The 6,951-nt window shown below is 72.5% G+C and carries 5 protein-coding genes; 2 read left to right on the forward strand and 3 right to left on the reverse strand.

Annotation, left to right across the window (positions count from 1 at the left end; all coding sequences use genetic code 11):
* The 3 genes from Q1N79_RS05160 to Q1N79_RS05170 form a co-directional block, all read right to left on the reverse strand.
* The coding region (locus Q1N79_RS05160; RefSeq protein ID WP_300605110.1) for a DUF3488 and transglutaminase-like domain-containing protein at positions 1–2,012 on the reverse strand (2,012 nt) is incomplete at its 3' end.
* A gap of 3 nt (positions 2,013–2,015) precedes the next feature.
* The gene (locus Q1N79_RS05165) at positions 2,016–3,278 is read right to left on the reverse strand and encodes a DUF58 domain-containing protein (RefSeq protein ID WP_300605112.1); all 1,263 of its coding nucleotides are present in this window, start codon (positions 3,276–3,278) and stop codon (positions 2,016–2,018) included.
* A gap of 12 nt (positions 3,279–3,290) precedes the next feature.
* Positions 3,291–4,199 (reverse strand): MoxR family ATPase, encoded by a 909-nt coding sequence (locus Q1N79_RS05170; RefSeq protein ID WP_300605118.1) that lies wholly within the window; start codon positions 4,197–4,199, stop codon positions 3,291–3,293.
* A gap of 883 nt (positions 4,200–5,082) precedes the next feature.
* Between Q1N79_RS05170 and mraZ the strand changes: the two genes are divergently transcribed.
* Positions 5,083–5,514: a division/cell wall cluster transcriptional repressor MraZ gene (gene mraZ / locus Q1N79_RS05175; RefSeq protein ID WP_300605114.1), complete on the forward strand. Its 432-nt coding sequence runs from the start codon at positions 5,083–5,085 to the stop codon at positions 5,512–5,514.
* 254 nt (positions 5,515–5,768) lie between these two features.
* Positions 5,769–6,776, forward strand: a complete 1,008-nt coding sequence (rsmH, locus tag Q1N79_RS05180; protein WP_300605116.1) for a 16S rRNA (cytosine(1402)-N(4))-methyltransferase RsmH — start codon at positions 5,769–5,771, stop codon at positions 6,774–6,776.
* Positions 6,777–6,951: the final 175 nt, after the last annotated feature.

Consider the following 6,951-nt stretch of genomic DNA (forward strand, 5'->3'; position numbering starts at 1 on the left):
TGCGCCAGCCCGGCGTCGCCGCCGCGCGCGCCTGACCGCCAGCGCCTGCGCCTGGTCACCAGCCGCGCGCAGGCGGGCGCGGCGGACGCGAGCACGAGCAATCCGAGCAGGGCGAGCAAGGCGAGCCCGAGCACCTGCCACGGGCTCAGCGTGGCCGGCGTGACCGGGGCGGGCCCGCCGCCGTTGTCATTGCCGAGCTGGAGGCCCAGCCGCTGCTGCAGCGAGCTCCCGCTGCCAGGAAGGCTGGACGGGGTCTTCCCCGAGCCAGGCGATGTCTGCCCCGCGCCCGTCGGGAAGGCGCTGCTCGGCTGCAGCGTGTACGACGGCGAGGTCGCCGTGCCCTGCCCGCCCGCGCCCTGCGGGGTCGGCTCGAACCGCAGCCAGCCGAACCCCTGGAAGTAAAGCTCAGGCCAGGCGTGCGCGTCGTGCGTTGTGACCACGTAGACGCCGTTCACCGACGTCCCGCCGGTGAACCCGTAGGCGACACGGGACGGGATGCCGAGCAGCCGGGCCAGCACGGCCATGGCGAACGCGAACTGCTGGCAGTAGCCCTTGTAGGTGCGGGTCAGGAACGCGGTCAGCTGCTGGGCGTCGGTGACCGTCGGCGCGTCAAGGGTGTAGGTGAAGGCACCGCCGGTGAAATAGTCCTGCAGGGCCAGCGCCTCCTCGAACGGGGTCTTCGCCCCGGCCGCCTTCACTATCGACTTGGCGAGCCGGCGCAGCGAGTCGTAGGACGAAGGCACCTGCAGGTAGGGGCCGGCGATGTCCGGCGGCGGCGCCGCGGCGGCGTTGAGGGCCTGCGGCGTCGGCGACTCGCTGAGGCTGGTCACCGCGTAGGTGAGATCGGCCAGCTGTACTCCGTAGTCGAAGACCATCAGGGTGTTCGGGTCGGCCTTCAGGTCACCGGGCGCGGTTATCGCCGTGGCCGGGTAGGGGACGGGCAGCGCGGACAGCGCGTCCTGGCCGACCGCCGGGCTCAGCGTCACGTTGGTGCGCACCGTGGTCGCCCACGCCTTGTCCGCCTGCTCCGCCAGGCCCGGCGGGGCGGGCAGCCGCTGGCCGGCCGGAGCCAGCGTCGAGGGGGACGTGAGCTGCCACCCCGAGCTGGTCAGGTGGTCGAGCACGTAGATCTGGAAGTACTCAGCCGCGGAGTCAGAGGTGGTGTACTCGAAGACCTGCTGGGCCTGTGTTTCGTGCAGTTCCTGGCTGAGCTGCGTGTTCGGGTTGGGGAACCCCACGCCGGCGCCGCCGCCGGCTCCGGCCGTTCCGCCGATCCCCGGCTGCCCGCCGAACAGCCGGGTCACGTGCAGCCCCGGCACGAACAGCGGCAGGCACAGCGCAAGCGCCACCGAGGCGATGCCCACGCGCCGCCCTGCGGCGGCCAGCGCGCGGGTATCGGGAATCAGGTCAGGTCCGGGGTTCGGCCGCTCCCACTCCCTGATCCGGTCCCGGCCTTCGCTGCTCAGCAAGCCGAGGTAGCCGGCGGTGCCGAGGCAGAAGGTGATCGTCGTCCCCAGGGCGCTGCGCGAGACGCTGAGCGTGAACGGCTCCGTGTACAGCAGCAGCAGCGGCAGCCCCCCGAGGGCCGCGCTCTCGAGCCGTACCGCGATCAGGTCGGTGAGCAGCGCGGTCAGGCCGATGCCGCCGGCGGCGAGCAGCATCATGCCGGGCAGCTCGGGCACCGCGGGAGCGTACTTGGCCGACTCGGTGAAGCCGGCGCCTGCGAGGTCCCACAGCAGGCGCAGCGAGGTCGGCGTCGGCACCACGTCGCCCCACGACCGGGCAGCCTCGAACGTCACGTTCAGGTAGAGCAGGAGGCCCGCGAGTACGCCGGCCACGCAGACGGCGACAGGCAGCCGCCGCAGGCGGGTGAGCGTGCCCGCCACCGCGACCGCGCACACCGCCCCGGCGCCGGCGAAGAACCAGGCCGTGCCGAGGAAGATCGGGTACAGCGACAAGGAGGCCAGGATCGTCGCGGCGGCGGCGGCGGCCGTCCTGCGGTGACTGCCCATCGCTCAGCCCTCCGCCGCCCGGCCGGCGAGCGCGGCGCCGTCTGGCACGCCTGCGCCGGGCCCGCCCGCGCTTCCCCGATGCAGCTCCTGCCACGCCGCGGCGAGCCGGGCGCTGTCCGTCACGGTCGCGACCCGCCAGCCGGCGGCGGCCAGGACCTGGGCGGCCGCCGCGGTCGCGGCCTGGCTGTACTCGTGGTCCCCCGGCACAAGCAGCAGGGCTATCGCCGGCGCGGTCCCGCGCCTGGCCTCCGCGAGCTGCCTGGCCTGCCCGGCGGTCAGCAGCCCGAGGATCGCGATGATCTGGCCCCCGGCCGTGGCCAGCGCGTCGATGCCGAGGGTCAGCCCGCTCTCGCGGGAGGGGCGGATGACGGCGAGCGTGTCGAGCAGCGTGTCACGGAAGGTGCCCTGCCGCGGGACCTCCCCGAGGTCGGTCATCAGCCGGGCGTCGAACCCCTCGCCGGCCAGGTGCACCCCGATCGAGGCGGCCGCGGTGACCGCGAGCTCGAATGACACCGCCAGGCCGTGCGCGGAGCGCCTGGTGTCGAGGAACAGCGACGCGGTGTTGCGCCAGTACTGCTCCTCGCGGCGGACCATCAGCTCCCCGTACCGCGCGGTGGACCGCCAGTGCACCCGGTGCAGGCTGTCCCCGGTCTGGTAGGCGCGGGGGGCCACGTCGTCCTCGCCGCTTGCGGCGATGCTGCGCCTGCCGTGCTCGCTGTCGCCGAGCCAGTTGCCCGCGATCGGCGGGCGGCTCAGCGGGATGATCCGCGGGGTGACGATCAGCGTGCTCGTGCTCGTGAAGGAGCGGGTGATGGATACCAAGCCGAACGAATCGGCGACCCGCACCTGGAGCGGCCCGATCGTGTACCTGCCGCGCGTGTCGGGCCGTACCTGGTAGCGGAACTCCTTGCTGCCGGCGCTGCCGATCCCGTAGAGCACGAACCGCGGCCTGCTGCCGAGCGCGTACGGCACCGTGTCCTCGGCGAGCAGCAGCCCGGTGCGCAGCCGGGAGACGTTCGCCAGCCTGATCGTCAGCTCGGCCGGCTGGCCCGCGGGCACCCGGGCGGGGGTGACCCGGCGCACGCACGAGAGCCGGTAGCGGGCCCGCCCGGCGCCGAACGCGGACAGCAGCGGCAGCACGACAAGCAGCAGCCCGACGCGCAGCAGGTCAGGCTCGGGGATGAGCAGGCCGCAGGCCGCCGCCGCGAGGCCGGCCGCGACGAAGCACCTGCCTCGCGTGGTCAGCGCGCCGAACAGCTTGCGCATGACACCTCCCGGTCACGGATGGGGCAGCGGGAGCTCCGCGACGAGCCTCGCCACCACCTGCTCGGGGAGCTGGCGCTCGACCAGCGCCTCGGCGGTCGGCAGCAGCCGGTGGGCGAGCACGGGGCCCGCCAGGGCCTGGATGTCATCAGGGATCACGTAGTCCCTGCCGTCCAGCGCCGCCCGCGCCCGGCTGGCGCGCAGCAGGTGCAGCGCCGAGCGCGGCGAGGCGCCAAGGCGCAGCTCCGGTGCCGTCCGCGTCGCCGCCGCCAGGGCGATGATGTACTGCTTGACCTGGGCAGAAACCAGCACGCCGCGCACCGCGAGTATGAGCTCGCGCACGTCGGGTCCCGTCGCGACGGGCTTCAGCTGGTCGAGCGGAGAGGAGGACCCGTGGGTGTCCAGCATCTCCATCTCCGCGGTCGCGGTCGGGTACCCGATCGAGATGCGGGCGGTGAACCTGTCGCGCTGCGCCTCGGGCAGCGGATAGGTCCCCTCCATCTCCACCGGGTTCTGCGTGGCGATGACCATGAACGGCCGCTCGAGCTGGTACGTGGTGCCGTCCACGGTGACGTGGCGCTCCTCCATGGACTCGAGCAGCGCGGACTGCGTCTTCGGCGAGGCGCGGTTGATCTCGTCGCCGACGACGATGTTCGCGAAGACCGGTCCCGGCTTGAACTCGAAGTCGCGGCGCTCCTGGTTGTAGGCGCTCACCCCGGTGATGTCGCTTGGCAGCAGGTCGGGCGTGAACTGGACTCGCCGCACCGAGCAGTCGATCGATCTGGCCAGCGCCTTGGCCAGCATCGTCTTGCCCACCCCAGGGACGTCTTCGATCAGCAGGTGTCCCTCCGCGAGCAGGACGATGAGCGCGAGCCTGATCGCCTCGGCCTTCCCGTCGATTACGGACTCGATCGCCGTCCCAATCCGCTGTGCCGTCGTGACGAGATCATCAAGCGCCCGCTCGCGACCGCGCCCCGTATCGAGTACCAAACGCCCTCCTCGGCCGACCCGGCGCCTCCGGCGCGCTGACTTGTCGTCTAATGACAGTATGTCGTGCCGCACGCAGCGTGCCACGCCCTGTCCGCCGCACATCCGCCGCGCCCGCGCCGGTATTGCCCGGACTTGGCCGCGGTGCGGGACAGATTCTCTATTCCTCTATATCGCCGCCTCGCGGGCCGCTCATGCCAGTCGGCTGCCTGACACGCAGCTGCGCCTTATTTTTTATCCCTAACGTACCGTTGCGTCTCTCCAGCCTCCCGTGTTTCCGATAGGCGGCCGCCGCCCTCCGGCCGCCCCATCCGTATCCGTCCCGTGGCCCCGCTTCCCGGCCGCGCGCAATGCCGCCGCCCCGGCCGCGGCCACCCCGCGGCCGCGCCCTGCGCCGCCCCCGCCACCGACGCGTGCCTCGTAGCTACTGCCCTGTCACTATCGTCGCGCGCGCCTTGCCCGCCCCAGCCGTCACCGGCAGCTGGTGCCGCGTATTGGGCCAGTCGCGCCAACGGCCCGGCTCTATCGGGCTAGCTGCGCCACTGGCCCAATCGAGCTGCCGCCAGCGGCGTGGCGTCTGAGCAGGGGGGCATGGCGCGCCGGTGGGGCGAAGTGGGGGATCGCAGAAAGGAGCCGTGCGGCGCCTTTATTTCCCCCACTTTGCTCCACCCTAATTGACCTGCTGCTTTAGCGGGGACCGAGCGCGCTGACGGCGCTTTTCACTGTTGACGGTGGAGGAATGTGGAGTACAGTGGAGCGCGGTGGAGTGAGATATCTGTCGAAACACGCGCCCGCTGGGGGGTGGGGAGGTGAGCACCGGATGTTTCTCGGTACTCACGCGCCCAAACTGGATGAGAAGGGGCGGCTGTTCCTGCCGGCGAAATATCGCGACGAGCTCGCCGCGGGAGTCGTGATCACGAAGGGGCAGGAGCGCTGCCTGTACGTCTTCCCGCACGACGAGTGGGACAGGATCACCGGGGCACTGAGCGAGGCGCCGGTGACCGCCAAGTCGGTCCGTGACTACAGCCGGGTCCTGTTCGCGAGCGCCTCCGACGAGGTGCCCGACAGGCAGGGCAGGATCACCGTCCCGCCCGCGCTGCGCGGCTACGCCGGCCTGCAGCGGGACTGCGTCGTTATCGGGGCCAACACCAGGCTTGAAATCTGGGCTGCCCAGGCATGGGAGACCTACCTGGCCGCACAGGAGGATTCGTTCTCCGAAGCCGCGGAGGAGGTGCTGCCAGGGATCTTGTAAGCGGCTCCGGAGGTCCGGGTCATCGACCGCGGACCCATCCGGTGGCGGCCCCGGGTCAGCCCGGTGGCCATGGCTGTCCGGCGAGTCTCCGCCCGCGCCCGGGCTGCTCAGGCTGGCATCACTTCCCCGATGCCAGGCGGCGGCCGGCAACGGGCGCGGGGAGACCCGGCCGGACGGCAGGCAGGGCTAGGCGCCCTGCGGTGAAGGGCTAGGAGCCCAGTTTCCACGCAGCACTGCGAAGCGGAGGGGTCACGGTGGGCGATCGCGCCTATGGGCACGTGCCGGTGCTGGCCGGCCGGGTGACCGCCCTGCTCATGCCCGCGCTCACCGCCTCCGCCCCTGGTGGCCGTCCGCCCGTGCTCGTGGACGCCACGCTCGGCCGCGCCGGTCACGCGCGCGCCCTGCTCGCGGCCTGTCCCGGGCTGGTGCTCATCGGGATCGACGCCGACGCGACCGCCATCGAAGCCGGGCGCGAGCTGGCCGCGGACTACCCCGGCCAGGTGCGGCTCGCACACACGTCTTACGACCAGATCGCCGCCGTCGCCGCCGACGCCGGGTACCGCCGCGTCCAGGGGGTCCTGTTCGATCTCGGGGTGTCGTCACCGCAGCTGGACGACGCAAGCCGCGGGTTCTCCTACGCGCAGGACGCTCCGCTCGACATGCGGATGGACCAGTCCCGCGCCAGGACCGCCGCGGATGTCGTCAACGGCTACCCGGTCAGCGAGCTGGCGCGGGTGCTGGCTGAGTACGGTGAGGAGCGGTTCGCCCGGCGGATCGCCGAAGCCGTCGCCAGGGAACGTGCCAGGGAACCGGTCACCACGACGCTGCGGCTCAGCGCGATCGTCAAGGACGCCATCCCCGCCGCGGCGCGGCGCACAGGCGGCAACCCGGCCAAGCGAACATTCCAGGCGCTGCGCATCGAGGTGAACGACGAACTCGGTGCGCTGCGGCGTGCGCTGCCCGCCGCTCTCGACCTCCTCTCACCCGGCGGGCGGTTCGTCGCGCTCGCCTACCACTCGCTCGAGGATCGGCTGGTCAAACGGGAACTCACCGCGCGGACCGCCGACCCGGCTCCGCCCGGCCTGCCGGTGCGGGCGGGCGACATGCTGGCGGGGACCCGCCCGTCAGGGACCGCCCAGGCCGGACCGCTGTTCCGCCTGCTGACCAGGGGCGCGGAGCGCCCGGACGACGAGGAAGTGGCCGCCAATCCGCGCTCGGCATCGGCCCGGCTGCGGGCGGCAGAACGGATTCGCCCGGCATGAGCGAGATAGGGATGAGCGACAGGAGCCGATCCATGGAGACAAGCGAGCAGTGGCCGCGGGACGGCGCGGTCGCCGGCGGTGTCGGCACGATCACCCGCCTGGCCGCGGCGCGGGACGCCGGGCCTGAGCTGCGCGGCCGGCCGCGCCAGGAGGCTGCGCCGCGTGTCCGTCCGCG

The sequence above is a fragment of the Trebonia sp. genome (assembly GCF_030042015.1).
GTDB lineage: Bacteria > Actinomycetota > Actinomycetes > Streptosporangiales > Streptosporangiaceae > Trebonia.